The sequence below is a fragment of the Marinifilum sp. RC60d5 genome (genome assembly GCF_052400665.1).
GTDB lineage: Bacteria > Bacteroidota > Bacteroidia > Bacteroidales > Marinifilaceae > JBQTGK01.
This window is the reverse complement of the sequence record NZ_JBQTGK010000013.1, coordinates 1-25275: the sequence shown is the minus strand read 5'-3', so window position 1 is coordinate 25275 and position 25275 is coordinate 1. Positions and strand designations below refer to the sequence as shown.

Genomic DNA, 25275 nt, shown 5'->3' with positions numbered 1-25275 from the left:
GATGGGAAAAATAGCAATTGTACTTGGAGCGAGTGGCTTAACAGGAAGTTTACTGTTAAATCAACTTTTAGAAGATGAAACTTATAGGAGAGTGAAAATTTTTGCCAGAAGAAGTTTGAATTTGTCTAATCCTAAGATAGAGGAGCATATAGGTGATCTTTTGAATTTGGGAAAATTTGAAAAGGAATTTACAGGAGATGAGGTTTTTTGCTGTATAGGAACAACGGCAAAAAAAACAAAAGACAAAGGAATGTATAGGAAAATTGATTTTGGGATTCCTGTTGCTGCTGCTAAGATTTGTAAAATCAATAAAATAGACACTTTTATTGTGGTGTCTGCCTTAGGAGCGAATGCAAAAAGCAAAATTTTTTACAATAGAATAAAAGGGGAGATGGAACAGCTTGTTTTAAGACAGAAAATTATGAATGTTTATGTTTTAAGACCTTCACTGATTAAAGGAAAGCGAACTGAAAAAAGATTTGCCGAAGCAATGGGCTCTGTTATCATGAAAATGTTAAACCCATTTTTAATTGGGAAATGGAAAAAATACAGAGCTATTAAAGCTGAAACTATCGCAAATACAATGTATGCATTAGCTCAGGCAAAGCCAAATTATAAAATTATTGAATCAAACAAAATACAAGAAATAGGAGCATATCTGTAAATGCAGATATGGGTTTTTTATTCTCGTAAGAGAATGAACATTCATTAATAAAAGATAAGTATGAAAATAATACAATTAAATAGTAGACCCGTAGGAGTGCCACAATTATCTGACTTTAAAATGATAAATGAAGATAGGCCGAAGCTTGCGGATGGAGAAATTCTTTTAAAGGCATCTTATATTTCTGTAGATCCTTATATGCGTGGCAGAATGATGGATGCAAAGTCGTATATAGAACCATTCGAACTTAACAAAGCACTGGTTTCTGGTATAATTGCCGAAGTTGTTGAGTCGAAATTAGAAGGTTTTAGCAAAGGTGATTTTGTTTCAGGTATGTTGGAATGGAAGGAATATCAAAGCTCCAAGGGGGAAGGTCTTTTCAAAGTGGATAGCAAAGGAGCTCCTCTATCGTCTTATTTAGGTGTTTTAGGAATGACGGGTTTAACAGCTTATTTGGGTTTAACAGAGATTGGAAAACCAAAAGTAGGCGAAACAGTTGTGGTTTCGGGCGCAGCAGGTGCAGTAGGAAGTGTAGTTGGTCAAATTGCAAAAATAAAAGGGTGTCGTGTAGTGGGTATCGCCGGTAGTGATGAAAAAGTAGAAGAGCTAAAATCGAAATATGGTTTTGATGCGGGAATTAACTATAAAACTACAGCAAACATGACTCAGGCAATTGCAGATGCTTGTCCAGATGGAGTTGATGTTTACTATGATAATGTAGGCGGTGAAATTTCTGATGCGGTGATGTTGAATGTGAATCGTTTTGCAAGAGTTATTGTGTGCGGAGCTATTTCTATGTACAACGAAACAAGCATACCTAAGGGGCCAAGAGTTCAGCCAATTTTAATTAAGAATTCGGTCTTGATGCAAGGTTTTATTGTTTCCAATTACATGGAGAAATTTGGACAAGCAATTCCTCAGTTGGCTAAATGGCTGCAGGAGGGAAAGTTAATCTCTACAGAGACAATTGTGGAAGGATTTGAGAATGCACCTCAAGCATTTATCGATCTGTTCGAAGGAAAGAACAAAGGAAAAATGATTGTAAAAGTTTAATATCAAGAAATATAAATACGAATAACAAACATTAAAATTATAAAGATATGTCGTTAACAACAGGAGCTTTAAAAATATTATTTGTGCTAACCTCTCATTCTCAAATGGGTGATACAGGACATAAAACAGGGTTTTGGGTTGAAGAATTTGCCAATCCGTATTATACATTAATCGATAAGGGTGTGGATGTTAGCATTGCAACACCAAAAGGAGGAGCTGCACCAGTAGATCCGACTTCGAATTTGCCGCAGAATGCTACTAAGGATACTGAGCGTTTTAATAAAGACAAGGCAGTACAGGAAAAAATTGCAAATACGATAACTTTGGCTGACGTTAATTTTGAAGATTATGATGCTGTGTTTTACCCTGGTGGTCATGGTCCGTTATGGGATTTAGCAGAAGATGTGACTTCAGCAAAATTGATTCAGGATTTTAATTCTCAGAACAAACCAATTGCTTTTGTTTGCCATGCACCAGCAGCACTAAAGAATGTAACAAATGCGGAGGGCGAATTTCTGGTAAAAGGAAAGAAAGTAACTGGTTTTAGTAATGAAGAAGAAGAGGCTGTTCAGCTTACAAAAGTAGTTCCTTTCCTGGTAGAAGATATGTTGAAAGAGAATGGAGGAATTTACAGTCGGGGAGAGAATTGGGCTGCTTATGCTTTGCAGGATGGTAATTTAATTACCGGACAAAATCCCGCATCATCTGCTTTGGTAGCCGAAATACTATTAAAAATGTTGCTTAAGAAATAAGTTATCGCTTGTTAAATAGTATCTAATCTACATTAATTATCGTTTGGCGATAATAATAAAAATAAGAAGTTCAAAGTTAAGGCTAATTTATCTGAATACTTTGAATTTTTTTTGTAAATATTTGATTCACAACTAATTTTGATAAAATGCTGATAATTAAAACTATTAACTTATCTTTGCTGCTTACATTTTTTATATGACATTTGACAAATTAAAAATAGTTGAACCTATTTTAAGAGCGATTGAGGAGAAAGGTTATACAAATCCAACACCTATTCAGGCAGAATCAATTCCTATTTTACTAGAAAAAAGAGATCTTTTGGGCTGTGCTCAAACAGGTACCGGAAAAACTGCAGCGTTTGCAATTCCTATTCTTCAGCATTTGTATGAAGAGAAACCAGTTAAAGGAAAGCGAAAAATAAAATCATTGGTGGTTACTCCTACGCGGGAACTGGCCATTCAAATAAAAGATAATTTTAGTGAGTACGGAAAATATACAGGTCTTGAGAATACCGTAGTTTTTGGAGGTGTAAAACAAGGAGCGCAAACAAAAGCTTTAGCAAAAGGGGTTGATGTGCTAATTGCAACGCCCGGAAGATTATTGGATTTGATAAATCAAGGCTATATCTCTTTAAGGGATGTTAACTATTTTGTTTTGGATGAGGCAGATCAGATGCTCGATATGGGTTTCATTTATGATATTCGTAGAATTATCGATCAACTTCCTAAGCGCAGACAATCACTATTCTTTTCGGCTACTATGCCGCCAAAAATCGTGAGTCTTTCGAAGCAGATTTTGGGAAATCCTGAAAAAGTAACCATTAAGCCGCAGCAAACAACAGCTGAGAGAGTGGAGCAGTCTATTTACTTTACAAGTAAAAGATCGAAAGCAAAGTTGCTAACTCATTTGTTAAAGGCCAGAGAATTAGGTTCTACTTTGGTGTTTTCGAGAACTAAGCATGGTGCCGATAAGGTAACACGTATCTTGAAAAAAGCAGGAATTAATACCGAGGCTATTCATGGTAATAAATCGCAAAATGCAAGGCAAAAAGCATTAAGCAATTTTAAAGAAGGAACAACAAAAGTTTTAGTAGCAACCGATATTGCAGCTCGTGGTATTGATGTTGCAGGTTTGGCTTTAGTGGTGAATTACGATTTGCCAAACATTCCTGAATCTTATGTTCACCGGATTGGAAGAACAGGTCGTGCTAATGCAAGTGGAACGGCAGTTTCTTTTTGTAGCGAAGATGAATTACCATATTTAAAAGATATTCAGAAGCTAATTAAACAAACCCTTTCTGTGGTAAAAGATCATCCCTACTCGGTTGATGAAATTAGTGAGTTGCCGAAAGAAGAGCCGTTAAAAACAAGAGGGAGACCTAAATCTCGATCTTCTAAACCAAATAATTCTGGTAAAAAAGATTGGCGCAGAGGAAGATCAGGATCATCGAATAATCAAAGAAAAAAAAGAGCATAATATTTAGTCATGGGACAAGAGGATTTTGACAAAATCAGAAAAATAAATAAAGAGGGAAAGGAAGTTTTTAATCCCTGGAGCAGAGATGATGATGATAAATTAATCAATCTGTTTTTTGATGGTGTTCCTGTTGGCGAAATGGCTGCAAAATTAAACCGAAGCAAAGGTGCGGTTCGTGCACGAATTCGTAAAATGGAGCTGACGAAGATTAAGAAGAAAGATTTCTAGCTAAAGCAGGATTCTGATAATATAAATAATCCCCCAGGAGATAAAACTTCTGGGGGATTTTTCTTTGAATGCGATATTTTTAAATTTTATAAATGAATCTTAATTTTAAATCCAGGATAGGCATCTTTAAAGAAATTGTTGAAATAGATTTGCGGAACAATGCTTATGTTTTCGTGTACATTCTTACTAATTCCAAGTCTGAAAGTATCTTTATCAAATAAATCCCCATTTCGCTTTGCCAGATAACCTAAAGATAAATTATACCATTCTTGCTTTTTTGGATTTTTCGAGAAGTTGTATTGGTAGCCTAAATCTACCCAATGATTGATATTTTCCTTTCCCGAAGAAAAATCATACATCCACTCATACCCTAAAGAAAAAGCATGCTTGGGAATGTTTTTATTGCCTAAAATAAGCGTTAATTTGGTATAAAAACTACCATTCCATTCCCCTTTTACATTTTCGAGTGAAGTGCCGAAACCTATTAGAATTTGATCGTTCGAAGATGCCATAGTATTGGTTCGATGAAGTAATTCTGCCGAACTGTCTTTGTTTATTTTTACCCAAGCCGCAAACAGAGCTGAATTTGTATACCAATGATCATCTTTAGTGATTTGTTCGTCGGTATTTTTTAGAATTTGAGTGAAATCATATTCTTTGAGTTCCTCTAATTGCTTTACCGAATTAAAATAAATGGCTAGTTGTGGGTTTAATTCTACCTTATTGTTGCCTTTTATTACCAAGGCAATGGCAGTGTCAACAGGAAAGTAAATTCTTTTTTGAACTTCGACTTCTTCTATTGAGATAATATTTTGGTTGTCTGTTAGGTTAATGTACTCTTTTTCAGTTGTACACTTAATATGTAGTCCTTTGTTTCCATCTGGTTCTTTGATATTTAAAATAGCCCAGTGTTTCAAAAAATTATCAAGAAGTTGATTGATATCGACACTACCTGCCAGATTGTGTTTTTTATCATAGGTTAATCTGCTTTCTACGGTTGTACCGTTAGGCATTTGCATGCGTATGGTATCCGAATGAAATTTATTTTCGTCTGCTGCAAATACTTTTACCGAAAAGAGAAAAAGAATTGTGCTGAGTAGAATTATTTTATTTGTCATTTGTTTTACATTTTAATCTGTGAATAAACAAGATTCTGATTTATTTGCTCGTGATATCCTTGAACAATGGCGCCGATGTTCCCGATTCACGCGTGCTATTTTTAAATGTGATTTTTAATCTTTTTGTTGGTTGAATTGTTGTTGTTTCATTTTGCGAACCATTCTTCGATAAAGCCAGTAAAGCTTCTTCATCAATATCAATTGATAACCGGTTCGATTGATTCTTACCTTCAATATTTTTAAGCTGTTGCGCATACCATTTGCTCGTTTTTTCGAGTTGACTCTGTAAGTTGATAATGCTATCGTTTAATGTGTTGCTAGCTATATTTTGTTGGCTAATTTGTTCTTTTAATTTGGTATTTTCCGATTGAAATTGTTTCAGTTTTGCATTTAATTGCGATAAAGCCAACTTTGTTTGTTCCGATTCAATAGTTTTAATTTTTGTCTTGTAAATTATTTTCGTTTCAATTTCTTTTTTCACTTCTGTTTTCTGCGCATCTGGCTTTTGGCTCAATTTAAGCATTAGCTGATTGTTACTCATCTGCAAACATTGGTTCATTTTATAAGTATACCCTAAACCGCCGAGTAAGAATAGAATTATTATAATTGCACTTGCTCTAAACCAAGTCAGATAAATAACTTTATTTTTCTTTGGTTGCATAGAATTCCACAAAGCAGTTTTATCAAAACCAATATCGTTTTTCTGATCATCCCAGGCCTCAAAGGCATTTTTTATATTTCTTTCAACGGATTGCTTCATGTCTGATTTCTGTTTTGTGAATCATATTCTTTAATAGTTTGCGGGCTTTGCTTAACTGCGATTTCGATGTGCCAATCGAAATCTGAAGTTTTTTTGCAATCTCTTCATGTTTATATCCTTCAATAGCATATAAACTAAAAACAGTACGATAACCATCAGGAAGAGCCAATACCATCTGAATTAAATCATTCTCCAATAAATTTTCATCACTGGTAATTTCCGATTCTTCAATTTCTTCAATCAGCTCGAGAGATTGTGAAAATTTAATCTGCTTTCGAATCTCCATAAGCGATTGATTAATGGCAATTTTTTTCATCCAGGCTTTTAGAGCTGCTTCTTCTGTAATATCAGTTTTATGAATATTATTAAATACATTCAAAAAAGTTTGCGATAGTACTTCTTCTGTTCGTTCTCTGTTATTTAAATAGCGATAACAGATTCTGAACAAATAATCAGCGTAAGTGTCGAAAGCTTTTTGCTGAGCTTTTGGTTTCTTTTTTTTTAATGCTTTAATAATTTTTTTCACAAATAGTACTAATCATTATTGATGACTTACAAACATAAGAATGCAATTTGATGTAATTTGGTTGCCTTAGATTTTTGAATAATTTTTTTAAAATCTAAAAGTTTAACTTATTGTGCAGATAATGAGTGTGTTTGTTTTTTTTAAAATTTTGGTTCGAAACAATAAGAATATTCTAAATCGAATTATTATTTTAGAATGATTATGATTGGTGTAAACTTTGAATATTCATTTTCAATAGTTAATATTATGCTGATATATATATAACCCAAAAAAGAACAGATGAGAAAAGTTTTCTACTACCTGATTTTGCCAGTAATTATTGCTTTGGCCGTATTTTCCTGTAAAGATAACAAAAGAGTTAAACGCAAAGTTGATCCAGGATTTGGACAATTCGTTTCTGCTTTTACCTCGGGAGTTGTTTCGGTAGAATCGCCAATAGAAATTAGACTTGTGAAGGATAGTAAACTGAAAATTGAATCGGGGCAGGAACTAGAAAAAGGAATAATAAGTATTTCTCCAAAAATTAATGGAAAAGCCTATTGGAAAGATTCGCGAACAGTTGTGTTTCGTCCCGAAAATAGGATGGAATCTGGTATTCTTTATCAGTTAAATGTAAATTTAGGTAAGCTTATAGAAGTGCCTGAAAAATATGCTAGCCTAAAATTTAGTTTTCAAACCATTAAACAGAGCTTCAGTTTTACAGGAGAAGGTTTACAATCCTACCATAAAGTGGATATGTTAAGCCAAAAGTACAAAGGTTATTTAACAACTGCAGATGTCATTCCTGATGATGAAATAGAATCGGTATTAAGTGCAAGTGTAAATGGAAATAAAAAACCCATCTCATGGACTCATTCTGCTGATGGTAAGTTGCATTATTTTGTGGTTGATAGTTTAATTCGTAAAGAAGAGAAAAAACAATTGGTGATAAAATGGGATGGATCAATAATAAATGTAGATGAAAGTGGAGAAGAAGAAGTAGAAATTCCAGCTCTTAATGTTTTTAAGGTGATGAGTGCTGTGGTAATTCAGCAACCAGAACAATATGTTTCCATTCGTTTTACCGATCCATTAAAAAAAGATCAGAATTTGAAAGGCTTAATTCGGGTAGATGGGCAGTCTAATTTTAAATTTATTATTGATGGAAATGAAGTGAGAGCCTTTCCTAGTTATCGATTAACGGGAACAAAAATTCTTGAAATAGAGGAAGGAATTAGAAATGCATTGGACTATTCGTTGAAAGAGAGTCGTAAAATTGAATTGGTATTTGAGAATATTAAACCTGCCGTTCGTTTGTTGGGCAAAGGAACCATATCACCATCATCGCAGGGGTTAATTTTTCCTTTCGAGGCAGTAAGCCTTAAATCGGTTGACTTGCGTGTAATAGAGATTTATGAAAATAATATTCATCAGTTTTTGCAGGATAACAGGATGTATCAAAGTGATAATCTGAAACGCGTGGCGCGATTAATTATGCAAAAGCGTATCGATTTGGGAACCAATAGAGCTGTAGATTTGCGCAAATGGAATGCCTATACAATAGATATTGCAGACTTTGTAGACGTAAAACCTGGTTCCATATATAGAGTAGAGCTTAGGTTTAATAAAGAATATGCTTTGTATGCTTGCGGAGATGATGAGGAAAAAGAAGATAATCTGGCAAGTATAGATGATCTGCTTAAGGAACAGGAATTGGAAAATGAAATGTCAGAATGGGATCAGCCTGGTTGGTATAGCAATTATTATTACCCCAAAGGATATAGATGGAACGAAAAAGATAATCCTTGTCATGTATCCTATTATCGTTCCGATAAATTTATTAGACGAAATATATTTGCATCAGACCTAGGCTTAATTGCAAAAGGTGGAAATGATAATTCCATAACTTTTGCAGTGTCGAATTTAATAAGTGCAAATCCCGAAGCCGACGTAGATCTTGAGGTCTATAATTATCAGAAACAATTAATGGCTACGGTAAAAACCAATGATCAGGGACTGGCAAAAGTTCAGTTAGATAGAAGTCCTTTTTTATTGGTAGCCAGAAAAGGAAATCAGCGTGCTTATTTACGTTTAGATGATGGGTCGGCTCTTTCTCTTAGTAATTTTGATGTGAGAGGACAGAGTACACAAAAAGGGATTAAAGGCTACATCTATGGAGAGCGCGGTGTTTGGCGTCCGGGTGATAAATTATACCTCACTTTTGTGTTGGAAGATGTGGCAAAAACATTGCCAGATAACCATCCGGTTATTTTTGAACTAAAAAATCCGGAAGGTCAAATTGTAGAGCGTAAGCTAAGAATAGCTGGAGAGAATGGTTTTTATTCTTTTAATACTTCTACCAAGGCCGATGCTCCTACAGGAAACTGGTCGGTTAAGATTAAAGTTGGCGGCGCTACTTTTACTAAAAAAATTAAAATAGAAACTGTTAAGCCAAATCGCTTAAAAATTAATCTCGATTTTGGAACTAAAATACTAAAAGCCAAAGCCGGTAATCAAAAAGTAAAAATGGAGGTGAAATGGTTGCATGGCGCTATCGCACGTAATCTAAAATCGAATATGAGCTTGCGATTATCTCCTTCAAAAACCACATTTAAAGATTATCAAAAATTTGTATTCGACGATCCTGCTAAAGATTTTTATGCAGATGAGCAATTTATTTTTGACGGTAAACTTGACGCCAATGGAGAGGCAAATGTGAATTTAAATTTAAAAGGAAACAATTCGGCTCCGGGAATGTTAAATGCGAGCTTTATTACCCGGGTTTTTGAAGAAGGTGGCGATTTTAGTATCGATATGCAAAGGGTGAAATTTGCTCCTTACCAATCTTTTGTAGGATTAAAAATGCCAGAATCGGAGCGCGGATGGTACCTCACCGATACCGATCATGAGGTGAACATAGCAACTGTTGATGCCGAAGGAAAACCTTTAAGCCGTAAAAATATAGAGGTAAAAGTATATAAAATTGATTGGCGCTGGTGGTGGGATTCGAATGATGAGAATTTGGCTTCTTATATTAGCCGTTCATCAACGCGTGTTGTATTACACAAAAAAATATCAACTAAAAATGGTGTGGGAAAATTAAAATTGAATATTCCTTATCATTCCTGGCGCGATTATGGTCGCTATTTAATTCGTGTTACCGATAAGGAAAGTGGACATTCGGCGGGCCTTACAGCATATTTCTCGAAATGGTATGGTCGAACACCCGAAGGAATGCCTGGCAATGCAAGTTTATTATCTTTCTTATCCGATAAGGATAAATATAAAGTTGGTGATAAAGCAAAAATAACCATTCCTTCATCTAAATCAGGAAAAGCATTGGTTAGTATCGAAACCGGAGCTAGTGTATTGAAGGCTTTTTGGGTAGATACAAAATCGCATGAATCGGAATTTTCTTTCGAGATTACTCCCGAAATGGCTCCCAATGCCTATGTTCATGTAAGCTTATTACAACCACACGGACAGGTAGAAAATGATTTACCAATAAGAATGTATGGTGTAATTCCAATAATGGTTGAAGACCCGAATACAAGATTGAATCCGGAAATTAAAATACCAGATGTTTTAGAACCAGAAAAAGAATTTGAAGTCAGGGTATCAGAAAAAGATGGAAAAGCAATGACTTATACCATTGCGGTTGTTGATGATGGATTGTTGGATTTAACTCGTTATAAAACTCCAAATCCCTGGAATGTATTTTATGCTAGAGAGGCTCTAGGTGTTAAAACCTGGGATATGTACGATTTGGTTATGGGAGCATTTGGTGCTCGCTTAGAGAAAGCTTTTGCTATTGGTGGTGACGAAGATTTAAAAGGGAAAAAGCAGGCCAAAGCCAATAGATTTAAACCTGTTGTAATGTTTTATGGTCCTTTTAACCTTCATGCCGGCGATTCTAAATTACATAGAATAAGCATGCCTAATTATGTGGGGTCGGTAAGAACAATGGTAGTTGCCGGTGATAATGGAGCTTATGGTTGTGCCGAAAAAACCTCCAAGGTTCGTAAGCCTTTAATGGTATTGGCTACTCTTCCTCGGGTTTTGGGACCTGGCGAAACAGTTAAACTTCCAGCTACAGTTTTTGCTATGGATTCGAAAGTTAAAAATGTGAAAATCAGAATCGAGCCAAATGAATTTTTAATTCCTCAAGCTGATAAGGTTAAAAACTTAACATTTAATAAAATTGGAGAGCAGGTCGTAAATTTTGACTTAAAAGTAGCTTCAAAATTAGGCGTTGCAAAAGTAAAAGTAATTGCAGAAAGTGGCAATAATAAAGCGACTTACGATATTGAGCTTGATGTGAGAAATCCGAATCCTAGAGTGCATAATCTTAGTGATACTTTATTGCAAACAAATCAGAATTGGACTCATTTGTTGCACTTACCAGGAATGCCAGGTACTAATAAAGCAGTTCTAGAATTGTCTAGCATTCCACCAATTGATTTTGGTCGTCGTTTAGAATATCTTATTGATTATCCTCATGGATGTATCGAACAGACTACCTCGGCAGTATTTCCTCAATTGTTTTTGGAAAATGTGATTGAGCTTACTGCCGATCAAAAATTAAGAATAGAAGAAAATGTACGAGCCGGATTAAGTCGTTTGTTAAGTTTTCAGTTGGCTAATGGTGGATTTTCTTATTGGCCGGGAGCAGCTTCTGCAAATTCCTGGGGAACAAGTTATGCCGGACACTTTATGCTGAAAGCAGAAGAGATGGGCTATACTTTACCTGTTGGCTTAAAATCATCATGGCTTAAATATCAAAAATCGGCTGCCAAAAGCTGGAAAAAAACAGATTATTCAGGTTCTTATTATCGCAGAAATGATTTACTGCAAGCCTACAGACTGTATACTTTAGCTTTGGCTGATCATCCTGATTTGGCATCGATGAACAGATTGAGAGAACAAGCAAAATTATCGGATGATGCAAGATGGAGACTCGCTGCTGCTTATAGAATTATTGGTAAAAAAGAAGTGGCCGAAGAATTGGTTGAAACAGCAAGTACTGAGGTAAATACTTATCGTGAACATTCGGGTAGTTTTGGTTCTTCTGTACGTGATCAAGCGATGATACTAGAAACATTAAGCTTGCTGGAACAAAAAACGAAAGCTTTTCCTATTGTTAAGGAATTATCGAATAAGTTGTCGGGAGATTCATGGATGAGTACTCAGACAACGGCATTTTGTTTAATTGCAATGGCCGAATTTGCAGCAAATAACGATGCTGGCACAATGAGGTTTAAGTATGCCATAAATAATGAGGAGAAGGAAATATCAAGCAATCGTCCAATAAGTCAAATTCCGATTAATTTGAGCGAGGGTGCACCAAATGTGAAAATAGAAAATTTAGCGGAAGGTGTTCTTTATGCTCGAGTAATTGTTAGTGGAATTCCAGAAACTGGCGATCGTACTTCTGCAGAAATGAATTTGAATCTGGAGATTAATTATACAGATATGAAGGGCAATACCATTGATGTGGGAAGATTAAAACAGGGAACTGATTTTAAGGCTGAAATAACAATCGAAAATCCTGGTGTAATGGGTAAATACGAACAAATGGCTTTAAGCCAGATTTTTCCTTCGGGCTGGGAGATATTAAATACTCGTTATGGTGAAGTAGATCAGGTTATTGAATCGGATACGCCTAATTACCAGGATATTCGTGACGATAGGGTGTATTCTTATTTCGATTTGGAGAAAAATCAGCGCAAGACATTTGTAATTAATTTAACTGCTGCTTATGTTGGGAAATATTATTTGCCAACCGTAAGTTGTGAAGCAATGTACGACAATCGGGTGAATGCCAGAAAACCTGGTCGATGGGTAGAAGTGATTAAATAAAAAAGTACATAAATATCTGGTAGGTTTCTGAAACTTGCCAGATTATTTAATGTGACAATGTTGATTAAATAATTAAAAATATTTAGTGATATAGAAATTGTTTAGTAAGAAAAATAAATATTGCCAATCCCGAAAATGCCGCATGTTATTGTTGGCATTTTTTCTGCTGTCTTTTCTTTTTTGGTTTTCCTTGCCAGCAGAATTATTTAAGGATCCAACATCTACAATTCTTTATAGTAATGATGGGTATTTAATGGGTGCCAGAATAGCCGATGACGGACAATGGCGTTTTCCTGAATTAAATAGCACCCCCAAAAAATTTGAGAAGGCACTCTTAACTTTCGAAGATCAGTATTTTTATTCTCATCCGGGAATTAACCCTATTGCGGTGGGCAGGGCAATGATACAAAATTTTAAAGCAGGCAAGATTGTTAGTGGAGGTAGTACTATTAGTATGCAATTGATTAGAATATCCAGAAAGGGAAAAGCACGAACGGTATATCAAAAGCTTATCGAGATGTTTTTAGCATTGCGCCTGGAGTTAAGATATTCGAAAAAGGAGATTTTGGCATTATACGCATCTCACGCTCCTTTTGGCGGAAATGTGGTTGGTGTAGATGCTGCCGCATGGCGTTTTTTTGGACGTACCGCTGAAGAGTTATCATGGGCCGAGGCTGCAACTCTTGCAGTTTTACCCAATGCTCCTTCTTTAATTTATCCGGGAAAAAATAGTGAAAAATTACGGATTAAAAGAAATCGATTACTTAATAAGTTGCGTTCCCTTGCAATAATCGACTCAACGAGTTGTGAGCTGGCAAAATTAGAAGAAATTCCCAGAGAGATTCATCACCTTCCTAGGGTAGCACCTCATTTGCTCGATAGAGTACATGCTGATTATAAAGGCGAGAAAGTGACGAGTTCAATTCAATATAATTTGCAGCAAAGAGTAAATAGAATTGTAAAAAAACATCAGATAAATCTCGAAGGCAATCAAATTCATAATCTGGCTGTTTTGGTTTTAGAGGTAGAAAGCGGAGAAGCCATTGCTTACCTTGGGAATACCGAAAAATTGGGAAAAGAAAATCATGGCAATCAGGTAGATATTATTCGTGCCCCTCGCAGTACTGGAAGCGTATTAAAGCCATTTTTATTTGCAAATATGTTAAGTCAGGGGGAGATATTACCCAATACTTTAGTACCTGATATTCCTACTCAAATTGCAGGTTATTCTCCTAAAAATTTTAATTTAAGATACGATGGAGCTGTTCCAGCTCAAAGGGCATTAGCTCGTTCATTAAATGTTCCTTCGGTTCGCATGTTAAGAGATTATGGAGTAGAGCGATTTCATTTCTTTTTAAAGAAATTTGGGATGAATACCTTAAACAGACCTGCCAACCATTATGGCTTATCATTAATTTTAGGAGGTGCAGAAGGAAACTTGTGGAATTTGTGTGGTATGTATGCAAGTATGACTCGAATTTTAAACCATTACAATCATTTTAATTCTAGTTACTTTTTGAATGATATTGCAAATCCGGTTTATATCGATAGCAAATTTGATCGTGGTAAAACGGTTTCTCAATCTATTGTAAAAGCATCGGCAATTTATCAAACTTACGAGGCTTTATTAGAGGTGAATCGTCCCGATGCAGAAAATGGGTGGAAATCATTTTCATCATCAAAGAAAATTGCATGGAAAACAGGAACAAGTTTTGGTTTTCGCGATGCCTGGGCCATAGGAACAAGCTCAAAATATGTTGTTGGCGTTTGGGTAGGAAATGCTGATGGTGAGGGAAGACCTGGTCTAACTGGTGTAAGTGTTGCAGCTCCGGTAATGTTCGATGTTTTTGGTATGTTGCCAGATAGCGAATGGTTCGAACAGCCTTTTGATGAAATGGAACTAGTGCCGATATGTCGAAAAAGTGGATACCGGGCCGGAAGATGGTGTGAAGAAACAGATTCTTTATGGATTTGTAAGCAGGGTTTGAAAACTGAAGTCTGTCCTTATCATCGTTTGGTGCATTTAGATCAGTCAAAAAGCTTTCGGGTTAATTCTAATTGCGAAAAGGTGAGTAATATGATACATCAATCGTGGTTTGTGCTGCCCCCCGCAATGGAATGGTATTATAAAAAAAGAAATCCACTTTATAGGCCATTACCGCCTTTTCGGGATGACTGCCTGACTATAGAAGCACAAGCCATGGAGTTAGTATATCCAAAAGGGAACGATAGAATTTTTGTGCCGGTAAATCTGGATGGAAGCAGAGGGAAAATTGTATTCGAAATGGCACATCACGATTCGGATATGGAGGTGTATTGGCATTTAGATGGTAAATTTATTGGAACCACCTGCGGTATTCACCAAATGGAACTGAGTCCTGCCGAAGGAGAACATCTTCTTACTTTTGTAGATGAACAGGGAAGTACATTGTACAAGAAATTTACTATTGTTGGGAAAAATGCAAGGTCCGTTGTTCACAATAATTAGAGTATTCTTAGGAGAAAACAGTTTTAAATCCCTGTGTTTTTTGGTAAATTACATGCTTTATTAATTCATATAATTAAATGGTTTTACTTTTATTTTATTTATTTCTAGCTCTTTTTGTTTCATTTTTGTGTTCTGTTATGGAATCAGTTTTATTATCGACTCCACAATCTTTTTTAGAAGTGAAAAAGGAGGAGGGAATAAAATCAGTTAATACTTTTATTAAACTAAAAGAGAATATTGAGAAACCTCTTTCTGCAATTTTATCATTAAATACAATTGCTCATACAATTGGGGCTGCAGGAGTAGGAGCTCAGGCAACTCAACTTTTTGGAGAAGTTTATTTTGGTGTAATATCGGCAGTACTGACTTTCCTGATATTGATATTTTCGGAAATTATTCCCAAAACAATTGGGGCAATATATTGGAGAAGATTGGCTATTGCTTCAGGTTTAATTATTAACGGAATGGTAGTTATTACTTATCCTTTGGTGGTGTTAACGGGTTATATTTCTCGCTTACTATCCAACAAACAGGAAGGCGGAAGTATTAGTAGAGAAGAAATATCCGTAATGGCAAAAATTGGAACGAAAGAAGGTGTTTTTGAGGAGAAAGAAAATCGAATTATTCAAAACTTAATCCGATTAAGGAATATAAATGTTACTAAAATAATGACTCCACGAGTTGTTGTTGCTATTGCTGACGAAAATATGAGCTTAAAAGAGTTTATGAGTAAAAAGGAATATTTGTACTATTCCCGTATTCCTATTTATTCTAAAAATACTGATAATATAACTTCTTATGTATTGAGGCAGAAGGTTTTTGAGAAGCTTGCCGAGGGAGAAGAAAAATTACGCTTAAAAGATATAGCTCGTAAGATTGTTATTGTTCCCGAATTTCAGACTATATTAAACACCTGGGATAATTTGCTAAACCGAAAAGAACACATGGCACTGGTGGTTGATGAATATGGCGGAATGGATGGTATTGTAACAATGGAAGATATTATTGAAACATTACTAGGACTTGAAATTCTCGATGAGCATGATCAAATTGAAAATATGCAGCAATATGCGCGGGAAAGATGGAAACAACGTCAAGTGAAATATAATGTATTTAAAGAGTGATTTTATTTGTTTTTAATACTATTATAGTAAGTAGTTGTGTTGGTTCTTAGAATTGACTATTTTTAAGAGTATACCTGTAATAAATGGTATAACGATTTGCTGATAGATAAAATTAAAATTGTGAAGAAACTGCTGTTAAAATTTGAGTATAAGTTTTTTATTGGATATTTATTAATTGGATGTTTGTGGATATTATTTTCTGATAAGATTTTAAATGCATTTATTTCAGATAAAGATTATTTAACTACTATTCAAACTTATAAAGGCTGGTTTTATGTGTTAATTACAGGTTGGTTTTTTTATTATTTATTGAAAAAACATCTTATCAAAATACGGGATGCCGAATTAAAAGCCCGAGAAAGTGAGCAATTAAAATCCGCATTCTTACAAAATATGTCGCATGAAATTCGTACTCCCATGAATGGAATTATTGGTTTTGCCGCACTTCTTAGAAATAGTAATATAACGAAAGAGCAGAGAGACAGATACTTAAACATTTTAACTCAGAGCTCAGATCAATTGCTGCATGTGGTAAATGATGTGTTAGATTTATCTTTGATTGAAACCGGAAGTATTATTCTTGAAAGAGATGTTGTTGATGTAAATGCAGTTTTAGATGAGTTTTATGACGTTTATTCCGTTAGCTTGAAAGAAGGAATTAATTTGCAACTAAATAAAGGCGTAAAAGAGGGATTGAAAATTATTACTGATGATGTAAAATTTCGTCAGATATTAAATAATTTGCTGAGTAATGCTCAAAAATTTACAGAAAAAGGAAATGTGGAATTTGGTTACGAATTAAATGATTTTCAGCTATTGTTTTATGTGAAAGATAGTGGTATTGGAATTGATCCAGAAATGAAAGAGAAAATATTTGATCGCTTTTTAAGGGCAAAAATTGAAACGACAAAAACTATTGGTGGAGCAGGTTTGGGTTTGGCAATTTGTCGTGGAAATTTGGATGTTATGAAAGGTAAAATATGGGTTGAGCCAAATCATATGAATGGTTCTTCGTTTTATTTTACAATTCCTTTCGAAAAAGCTGAGGAAATCAAAGGTTTATCTGAAAAAGTGGAGAAACCTTGTGTTATGCCTGATAAAAATTGCATTTTAGTAGCCGAGGATGAGGATACGAATTTCTATTATTTATTAACAATATTAGAAAATGCCGGGCTGGAAATTATAAGAGCATGTAATGGTGTTGAGGCTGTTGATTTATTTAAAAAGAACCCGAAAATAAGTTTTATACTAATGGATATAAAAATGCCTTTGATGAGTGGTTATGAGGCAACAGGAAAAATTCGTGAGTTTAATAAAAATGTGCCTATAATTGCCCAAACAGCTTTTGCAATGAGCGATGAAAGAACAAAAGCAATCGAAGCTGGATGTACAGATTATATCGCAAAACCATTTAAAAAAACAGACATATTAACTCTGATAGAGAATTTTCAAAATTTAAATTAGTTTTTTATAAATCCATTTGTACTCCAAACATTATGCGAGGCATAAAACCGGGTTGGTCTATTGCTTTATCGGCGTCTTTATAACGAAATTGTTCATCAGTAGTGTTATTTGTTCGGGCATTGGTATTATCATTATTGGGCGAGTACGATGTATCATGTCCCTGAAGTTTTGCATCGAAAAAATAATCTAATCCTGCACTTACTACCAATTTTACATTCGAAGATATATTATAACGACTTTCGATACCTGCGCCCAAACCATATTGTTTTGTTGTGATATCAAAATCTTCGTTGCCGCCTACATATTTAAAATTTCCTTTGAAAGAGGAGTACCTTGGGCCAAAATATCCGTAAGAATCCTGATTATCTAGTATTGTGATCTTTTTTAGAAAATCTAAGCGAAGATCGATGTTATGTCCTTTTTCTTCGGGGACACCATTGCTTGCATTGTTAATGAAAATTTTTCTTGCAGCAGAGGAACTTCCTGGTTTTAGCCAGGTGTATCCAAGTCCAAGTCTAATGTCAAGAGGAAATTCTTTAGCAGGATCGTTAAATAATAAATTAACGCCTAAGCCAAATCCTCTGTTAAGTCCGGCAGTAAACTGAAAATCTGTTTTTTCTTTAAATTTAGTTTGCTCTTGTGCAATTGAAGATAGACTAATGCCAATTAATAATAAGATAAAATAATATTTTATATGAGTGTTTGTTGTTGTGTGTAGCATGAATGTGAATGTATTTGTTTAAAGTATTGTTCTAAAACGGATTAAGTTGGTGAATATTGCCTTGTTAAATTTTGTGTTTGTGGGAATGTTTTGATTTAAGGAAAAATCTACTTGTTTTTATCTACAAAAATTGAGCATAATTGGCATAGGTAATTTACAAGCTATATGTATCTTTATCCTAACTAAATATGAATGTAGTATCAGGAAATATTTTCGAATTTTTTTTCAAATGCAGGATTCTAGATGTTTTTCGTAATATAGCATCTTATATTTCAGACTTATAGTTTCTGAGTCTTCTATATTTTAGGGAATGACTTTGATTTGTAGATGTCATTCGTTTACTTATCTTTAATATTATTCTACAACCACAATTTTTACAGAACTATGAGCCAACTAATAAAGATTATAAAGTTTAATGATATATTACCAGAATATCAGAATACGCCTATTAGTTTATTAATTGAATTTCATAATTTAAACCGACCTTATGCTGATTATCAGCAAGCCCAGCTTTTAGTGGGAATGTGTATGGATCATAGGAAACATCTTCATATTCCTGAGAATTTTTCATATATTATTAGAACTGGGGGAGCAAATTTAAGATATAGTGAATTTAAAGTTTCCTATGCAATTTCGGTGGGTGGCATAAAGCACATTGCTTTGATAGGACACAATAACTGCGGAATGGTGAACTTGAATTCGAAAAAGGAGCAGTTTATTGGTGGACTAGTTAAACAAGCTGGTTGGACAATGGATCAGGCTGTAGAGCACTTCAATAATTTCGCGCCTATGTTTGAAATTGGGAATGCTATCGATTTTGTGGTTTCCGAAGCAAAAAGGTTGAGAGTTAAATATCCTAAAATTATTGTTGCTCCATTGTTTTATAATGTTGATGACAATAAATTGTACATGATAGAAGAATAGTTGAACAGAGATTCGAAAAAATATTATCATTTAAAAATAATGCCGTACTTTTGCCCCACTTTAATTCCTTCATTGTTCGATTGAATTTAAAATTAACACCCAATGGAATACACAAGATTAAATAAGGCAATTGCAGAGACTGGATACTGTTCGCGAAGAGAAGCTGATAAGCTAATTGAAAAACGGAAGGTAAGAGTAAATGGTAAACTTGCCGAAATGGGTGTAAAAGTTACCCGTGAGGATGAAATATCGGTAATGGGAGAAGTACTTACCAAAACAGCTCGTAATATTTATTTGATTTTTAATAAACCCATTGGGATTACTTGTACTACCGATCTTCGAATTAAAGGAAACATCATATCTTATATCAACTATCCGGAAAGAATATTTCCAATTGGTAGATTGGATAAGCCAAGCGATGGCCTTATTTTTATGACCAATGATGGTGATATTGTAAATAAAATTCTTCGTTCCAGAAATAATCACGAGAAAGAGTACATTGTAACTGTTAATAAAAAGATAAGCTCCGATTTTATTAAGAAAATGAGTAATGGAGTTCCTATTCTCGATACAGTCACAAAAAAATGTCGCGTTACCAGAGTAAATAATTATACCTTTAAAATTATCCTGACTCAGGGATTAAATCGTCAGATTCGTAGAATGTGTGAATTTTTAGGATACGAAGTTACATCCTTACGAAGATTAAGAATTATGAATATCTCACTAGGGAATTTAAAGCCTGGTAAGTATCGTTCGTTTACTAAAAAAGAGTTAAAGGATCTGCTTGCTCTTTGTGAAGATTCTCTTAAAACTCACGATAGTTTTTAAATAATCACACTTTTCTCTTTTTATTCTTTAAAATAGTACTGTAAGCCTTAAATGGTCTTAGGTGTGGGATTCTTATGTCTTGAATTTCTGTTTGTTGTACTTGGTTTTTTCTTATTTAATCTCGTTTTTAATAAAAAATGAGAGTATCTTAAATGTTCTAATATTCAGTATGTTGGATGTTTTTATTGAAAATCATAGGGGCTTGACATGAAATAATTGAACTTTAATCAGTAAATTTACGTAGTTAAAGTATATAAAATAGTTTTTCGTCAAAAACAACTTTAACGTTGGGGATTGTGGAGATGATGTTTTAAAAGGAGAACAGATGGATAAAATTTTACGTGTTTTTTGTTTTACGTCGATTATTGTATTTAGTTGTTATTTTGGAAAAGCTCAAATTGTACGACCGTCTAGTGATACAACAATTTGTGTTGGAGAATCTGTTGAGCTCGAAGCCAAAGCAGGTTCATACATGTATAATTGGAGTACCGGAGCTTTATCTAAAAGGATTTCGGTATCGCCATTAACAACTACGTCTTATAGTTTACGTGTTTTTATCCCTGATACAGGAACAGAATTAATCGACAATGGCGATTTTGAAAAAGGAAATTCCGGCTTTTATAGTGAATATGTATATTGTCCTGATCCTTCAGTTTCTTCAGCAAATCATGCTCATTCCCAATCATTATGGCAGGAAGGAAGATATGCTGTAGATGATAATCCTAACGAATATCATGCAAATTTTTCTGCGTGCAGTGGGAATACAGGGAATTCTCCAGATAATTTTTTGATTGTTAATGGAGCACCCGATGAGGATGTTGTTGTGTGGAGTCAGACAATTACAGTAAACCCAAATCAATATTATGCATTTTCAACCTGGGCTGCAAATGTTCATCCAACCAATCCGGCCAGACTCGAATTTATGATTGACGGTGTTTTAATGGGCGATTATATAGAACCCAGTTCTGGATTAACTTGTAATTGGGAAGAGTTTTATTCTTTATGGTATTCTGACGCAAAAACATCAATAGAAATATCTATTGTAAATAAAAACTTAATTAGGAGTGGTAACGATTATGCATTAGATGGTATTTCTTTTAATCCTTTGGTCGAAGTTCCGGATACCAGAATTGTGAATGTTATTGATCCTGCAATTGTTGATGCTGGGGCAGATCAGACCATTTGTGGAAATATTTCTGCCTCTATTTCAGCATCAGCTTCTAATTATTCAAGTTTTTATTGGACTACTTCTGGCGACGGTGTATTCACTAATTCTACAAGTCTAAGTTCTAATTATGTTCCTGGAGTAAACGATGTTGCAAACGGTTCGGTAATAATTACTGCAAATGCCAATTCAAATTCTCCGTGCGGAGCTGTTAGCGATGATTTAAGATTAAATTTTAATCCAGTTCCTGTTATTGGGTTTGGCGATAATCAGGCCTCATGCGATGGTGGAGATTATCTTCTTGATGCTGGTAATTCGGGATCTACTTATATATGGAATACAGGAGAAACGACTCAAACCATTACTGTATCTACCGATGGTGATTATTCTGTAGAAGTAACAAATTCCTACGGATGTATTGAGGCAGATACAGTTCATGTTGGATTTTATCCGAATCTTACTATCGATCTTGGTCCCGATAAAACTGTTTGTACAGGTGAGCCTGTAGTCTTAGATGCAGGTATCTCTGGAGCTACCTATCTATGGAGTACTGGAGAAACAACTCAGGAAATAATTGTTTATAACGCGGGTAATTATTCTGTAACAGTAACGAATTCATCCGGTTGTGATGCTACCGATGATGTAAATGTTAATTTAGTTCCTCCTCCTACCGTAGATTTAGGCCCAGATCAGGTTCTTAATGATGGAGATGTAATTACACTTGATGCTGGTAATCATTTTATGTATATATGGGATGATGGATCTAGGAGTAGATATTTGAATATAGACAAACCTGGTCTTTATGCTGTTAGGGTTATGGATATTAATGGCTGTTCGGCAATGGATATGGTTAATATTACTAGTGTGTCTGGAACTATCCCAGATGTTACGCTTAACGATACAATTATTTGTAGAGATGAATCTGTAGAACTTTATGCTGGTAACGATTTTTTGTTTAACTGGGATGTAGATGGATTATCTTCACGTGTTGTAGTTGCTCCCGATTCAACAACAACCTACAATTTAAGATTGTTTTATGTTGATAAAACACTGGAACTTGTTAATAATGGTGATTTTACTCTGGGTAATATCGGTTTTCAAAGTGATTATTACTATTGTTCTAGGACCTATTATAGGTCATGTCGTAATAGAAGTAGTAAATATACAATTGATGATGATACAGATGCTTTTGGTTCTGACAAAAGTAATTGTGGTGGTGTTACAGGAAACTCTAACGATAATGTTTTAGTGGTTGAAGGTGGAAATGTAAATAGTACTGTTTGGGAACAGGATATCGATGTTGATACAGACAGTTATTATACTTTCTCTTTAAATGTTACTAACCTGAAAAATAGTAGCTCCGACGAATTTGAATTAATAATTAACGGACGTGTTGTTCTACAGTTTAGCACTGATAATCCATGTGATTGGAAAGAATATAAAACATTGGTGTATTCTGATACAGAAACTCAGCTTAATATTCAAATTAATAATACATCAACAACAGGAACAGGTAATGCTTTCGCTTTTGATGGAATTAGTATGTTCAAGTTGTCCGAAATGCCATTGGATGTTACAGTCACAGTAATCCAACATGTTGTTGCTGATGCTGGAGATGATCTTATAATTTGCGAAGCAGGAACAGTTTCTCTTAATGGGTCTGTGGAAAATGCTTCTTCCTTTGTTTGGAATACTTTAGGCGATGGAAGTTTTGATAACGCCGGAAATCTAAATGCTACATATACACCTGGATTATCCGATATTGCTAATGGATATGTTGAACTTGAATTGAGTGTTCAGCCAATTATTCCATGTACCGATCCCGATTTAGATACACTTCGTGTGGATATCAATGCAAATTTAGCTATTGATTTAGGAGTAAATCGTGAATTTTGTCAGGGAGATTCAATTATTTTAGATGCAAATTATTCTGGTGGAAGTTACCTTTGGAATACAGGGGAAACAACTCAATCTATAATTGTAAAAACAACTGGTAATTATTCGGTAATTGTTACCGATATTAACGGTTGTAATGGTAGCGACGATGTTAACGTAACGGTTCATTCAAATCCTATTGTCGATTTAGGTCCGGATCAGGAAACCTGTGATGGTGTTGATGTTATGATAGATGCAGGCCTTCCGGGATCTACTTATTTTTGGAGTAATGGAGAAACTCTTCAAGCGATTTTAACATCGATATCTGGTAACTATTCAGTAGTCGTAACCGATGCCAATGGCTGTTCAGCTACTGATGATGTAGATGTAATAGTTCACCCAAACCCAACAGTAGATTTAGGAGCCGATCAGGAAACTTGTGCAGGCAGTACCATTACATTGGATGCAGGCAATGCAGGTTCAAGCTACTTGTGGTCGACAGGAGAAACAACACAGGCAATTACAGTCTCTGCAAGCGGAAATTATAGCGTAACAATTACTGACGCCAATGGTTGTAGTGCGAGCGATGATGTAAATGTAACCGTTCACCCGAATCCAACAGTAGATTTAGGAGCTGATCAGGAAACATGTGCAGGTACTACTATTATATTGGATGCAGGCAATGCAGGTTCAAATTACTTGTGGTCGACAGGAGAAACAACACAGGCAATTACAGTCTCTGCAAGCGGAAATTATAGAGTAACAATTACTGACGCCAATGGTTGTAGTGCGAACGATGATGTAAATGTAACAGTTCACCCGAATCCAGTTGTGAATTTAGGAGCCGATCAGGAAACTTGTGCAGGTACTACCATTACATTGGATGCCGGCAATGCAGGAGCAAGCTATTTGTGGAATACCGGTGAATCAACACAAGCTATTACAGTTTCAACTTCCGGTAATTATTCAGTAGTCGTGACTGACGCCAATGGCTGTTCCGCTATAGATGATGTAAATGTGACAGTTCATTCAAATCCAGTAGTAGATTTAGGAACCGATCAGGAAACTTGTGCAGGTACTACCATTACTTTAGACGCAGGCAATGCAGGTTCAACATATTTATGGTCGACAGGAGAAACAAGCCAGACAATTACAGTTTCAACTTCTGGTAATTATTCAGTAGTCGTGACTGACGCCAATGGCTGTTCCGCTATAGATGATGTAAATGTGACAGTTCATTCAAATCCAGTAGTAGATTTAGGAACCGATCAGGAAACTTGTGCAGGCAGTACCATTACATTGGATGCAGGCAATGCAGGTTCAAGCTACTTGTGGTCGACAGGTGAAACAACTCAGGCAATTACAGTTTCAACTTCCGGTAATTATTCAGTAGTTGTGACTGACGCCAATGGTTGTTCCGCTACTGATGATGTAAATGTAACAGTTCACCCGAATCCAGTTGTGGATTTAGGAGCTGATCAGGAAACTTGTACAGGTACTACCATTACTTTAGACGCAGGCAATGCAGGTTCAACATATTTATGGTCGACAGGAGAAACAAGCCAGACAATTACAGTAAATGTAAGTGCTAACTATTCAGTAGTCGTGACTGACGCCAATGGTTGTTCCGCTACTGATGATGTAAATGTAACAGTTCACCCGAATCCAGTTGTGGATTTAGGAGCTGATCAGGAAACTTGTGCAGGTACTATCATTACATTGGATGCAGGCAATGCAGGTTCAACATATTTATGGTCGACAGGAGAAACAACCCAGACAATTACAGTAAATGTAAGTGCTAACTATTCAGTAGTCGTGACTGATACCAATGGTTGTTCAGCAAGCGATGATGTAAATGTAACAGTTCACCCGAATCCAGTTGTAGATTTAGGAGCTGATCAGGAAATTTGTGCAGGCAGTACCATTACATTGAATGCAGGCAATGCAGGTTCAACATATTTATGGTCGACAGGAGAAACAAGCCAGACAATTACAGTTTCAACTTCCGGTAATTATTCAGTAGTCGTGACTGACGCCAATGGCTGTTCCGCTATAGATGATGTAAATGTGACAGTTCACCCGAATCCAGTTGTGGATTTAGGAGCTGATCAGGAAACTTGTACAGGTACTACCATTACTTTAGACGCAGGCAATGCAGGTTCAACATATTTATGGTCGACAGGAGAAACAAGCCAGACAATTACAGTTTCAACTTCCGGTAATTATTCAGTAGTCGTGACTGACGCCAATGGTTGTTCCGCTACTGATGA

General features: G+C 35.3%; 16 protein-coding genes. 12 read left to right on the top strand and 4 right to left on the bottom strand.

The window, feature by feature from the left end:
* Position 1: 1 nt before the first annotated feature.
* From ACT3CE_RS17090 to ACT3CE_RS17070, 5 genes are all read left to right on the top strand, one after another.
* Complete coding sequence (locus ACT3CE_RS17090; protein WP_444710991.1) at positions 2-664, top strand: NAD(P)H-binding protein; 663 nt, start codon at positions 2-4, stop codon at positions 662-664.
* A gap of 60 nt (positions 665-724) precedes the next feature.
* On the top strand, positions 725-1717 hold the full coding sequence (locus ACT3CE_RS17085; protein WP_444710990.1) for an NADP-dependent oxidoreductase: 993 nt from the start codon (positions 725-727) through the stop codon (positions 1715-1717).
* Between the two features lie 47 nt (positions 1718-1764).
* Positions 1765-2469, top strand: a complete 705-nt coding sequence (locus ACT3CE_RS17080) for a type 1 glutamine amidotransferase domain-containing protein (RefSeq protein ID WP_444710989.1) — start codon at positions 1765-1767, stop codon at positions 2467-2469.
* Positions 2470-2665: 196 nt separating this feature from the next.
* On the top strand, positions 2666-3946 hold the full coding sequence (locus ACT3CE_RS17075; RefSeq protein WP_444710988.1) for a DEAD/DEAH box helicase: 1281 nt from the start codon (positions 2666-2668) through the stop codon (positions 3944-3946).
* Between the two features lie 9 nt (positions 3947-3955).
* Entirely contained in the window at positions 3956-4174 is a 219-nt protein-coding gene (locus tag ACT3CE_RS17070; protein WP_444710987.1) for a hypothetical protein, read from the top strand.
* Positions 4175-4260: 86 nt separating this feature from the next.
* On the opposite strand, the gene ACT3CE_RS17065 is transcribed toward ACT3CE_RS17070, so the two are convergent.
* Genes ACT3CE_RS17065 through ACT3CE_RS17055 form a run of 3 tightly spaced genes read right to left on the bottom strand, consistent with a single transcriptional unit; the run spans position 4261 to position 6578 of the window.
* The gene (locus ACT3CE_RS17065; RefSeq protein WP_444710986.1) at positions 4261-5292 is read right to left on the bottom strand and encodes a hypothetical protein; all 1032 of its coding nucleotides are present in this window, start codon (positions 5290-5292) and stop codon (positions 4261-4263) included.
* Between the two features lie 40 nt (positions 5293-5332).
* Positions 5333-6052 (bottom strand): hypothetical protein, encoded by a 720-nt coding sequence (locus tag ACT3CE_RS17060; protein WP_444710985.1) that lies wholly within the window; start codon positions 6050-6052, stop codon positions 5333-5335.
* Positions 6036-6578, bottom strand: coding sequence for an RNA polymerase sigma factor (locus ACT3CE_RS17055; protein WP_444710984.1), 543 nt, complete (start codon positions 6576-6578; stop codon positions 6036-6038). The genes ACT3CE_RS17060 and ACT3CE_RS17055 overlap by 17 nt, the downstream gene beginning before the upstream one ends.
* 279 nt (positions 6579-6857) lie before the next feature.
* Here ACT3CE_RS17055 and ACT3CE_RS17050 point away from each other — a divergent pair, with 279 nt between their 5' ends.
* From ACT3CE_RS17050 to ACT3CE_RS17035, 4 genes are all read left to right on the top strand, one after another.
* Positions 6858-12416 carry an alpha-2-macroglobulin family protein gene (locus ACT3CE_RS17050; RefSeq protein WP_444710983.1) on the top strand — a complete coding sequence of 1853 codons (5559 nt, stop codon included), beginning with the start codon at positions 6858-6860 and terminating at the stop codon, positions 12414-12416.
* A gap of 190 nt (positions 12417-12606) precedes the next feature.
* Positions 12607-14904, top strand: coding sequence for a penicillin-binding protein 1C (gene pbpC / locus ACT3CE_RS17045; protein ID WP_444710982.1), 2298 nt, complete (start codon positions 12607-12609; stop codon positions 14902-14904).
* A 77-nt stretch (positions 14905-14981) separates the two neighbouring features.
* Complete coding sequence (locus ACT3CE_RS17040) at positions 14982-16028, top strand: CNNM domain-containing protein (protein ID WP_444710981.1); 1047 nt, start codon at positions 14982-14984, stop codon at positions 16026-16028.
* Positions 16029-16148: 120 nt separating this feature from the next.
* Entirely contained in the window at positions 16149-17492 is a 1344-nt protein-coding gene (locus ACT3CE_RS17035; protein WP_444710980.1) for a hybrid sensor histidine kinase/response regulator, read from the top strand.
* 4 nt (positions 17493-17496) lie between these two features.
* Here the strand turns inward: ACT3CE_RS17035 and ACT3CE_RS17030 are convergent, their stop codons facing one another.
* Positions 17497-18213 carry a hypothetical protein gene (locus ACT3CE_RS17030; RefSeq protein WP_444710979.1) on the bottom strand — a complete coding sequence of 239 codons (717 nt, stop codon included), beginning with the start codon at positions 18211-18213 and terminating at the stop codon, positions 17497-17499.
* A gap of 384 nt (positions 18214-18597) precedes the next feature.
* On the opposite strand from ACT3CE_RS17030, the gene ACT3CE_RS17025 reads away from it, so the two are divergent.
* From ACT3CE_RS17025 to ACT3CE_RS17015, 3 genes are all read left to right on the top strand, one after another.
* Entirely contained in the window at positions 18598-19137 is a 540-nt protein-coding gene (locus ACT3CE_RS17025; protein WP_444710978.1) for a carbonic anhydrase, read from the top strand.
* 102 nt (positions 19138-19239) lie between these two features.
* Positions 19240-19965: a pseudouridine synthase gene (locus ACT3CE_RS17020; RefSeq protein ID WP_444710977.1), complete on the top strand. Its 726-nt coding sequence runs from the start codon at positions 19240-19242 to the stop codon at positions 19963-19965.
* 325 nt (positions 19966-20290) lie between these two features.
* Positions 20291-25275, top strand: a 4985-nt coding sequence (locus ACT3CE_RS17015; RefSeq protein ID WP_444710976.1) for a hypothetical protein, incomplete at its 3' end; no start/stop codon positions are given.

Excerpts from the sequence above, each read along its gene's own strand:
- ACT3CE_RS17090 (WP_444710991.1), top strand. The coding sequence starts at position 2 with ATGGGAAAAATAGCAATTGTACTTGGAGCGAGTGGCTTAACAGGAAGT.
- ACT3CE_RS17085 (WP_444710990.1), top strand. The coding sequence starts at position 725 with ATGAAAATAATACAATTAAATAGTAGACCCGTAGGAGTGCCACAATTA.
- ACT3CE_RS17080 (WP_444710989.1), top strand. The coding sequence starts at position 1,765 with ATGTCGTTAACAACAGGAGCTTTAAAAATATTATTTGTGCTAACCTCT.
- ACT3CE_RS17075 (WP_444710988.1), top strand. The coding sequence starts at position 2,666 with ATGACATTTGACAAATTAAAAATAGTTGAACCTATTTTAAGAGCGATT.
- ACT3CE_RS17070 (WP_444710987.1), top strand. The coding sequence starts at position 3,956 with ATGGGACAAGAGGATTTTGACAAAATCAGAAAAATAAATAAAGAGGGA.
- ACT3CE_RS17065 (WP_444710986.1), bottom strand. The coding sequence starts at position 5,292 with ATGACAAATAAAATAATTCTACTCAGCACAATTCTTTTTCTCTTTTCG.
- ACT3CE_RS17060 (WP_444710985.1), bottom strand. The coding sequence starts at position 6,052 with ATGAAGCAATCCGTTGAAAGAAATATAAAAAATGCCTTTGAGGCCTGG.
- ACT3CE_RS17050 (WP_444710983.1), top strand. The coding sequence starts at position 6,858 with ATGAGAAAAGTTTTCTACTACCTGATTTTGCCAGTAATTATTGCTTTG.
- ACT3CE_RS17040 (WP_444710981.1), top strand. The coding sequence starts at position 14,982 with ATGGTTTTACTTTTATTTTATTTATTTCTAGCTCTTTTTGTTTCATTT.
- ACT3CE_RS17030 (WP_444710979.1), bottom strand. The coding sequence starts at position 18,213 with ATGCTACACACAACAACAAACACTCATATAAAATATTATTTTATCTTA.
- ACT3CE_RS17025 (WP_444710978.1), top strand. The coding sequence starts at position 18,598 with ATGAGCCAACTAATAAAGATTATAAAGTTTAATGATATATTACCAGAA.
- ACT3CE_RS17020 (WP_444710977.1), top strand. The coding sequence starts at position 19,240 with ATGGAATACACAAGATTAAATAAGGCAATTGCAGAGACTGGATACTGT.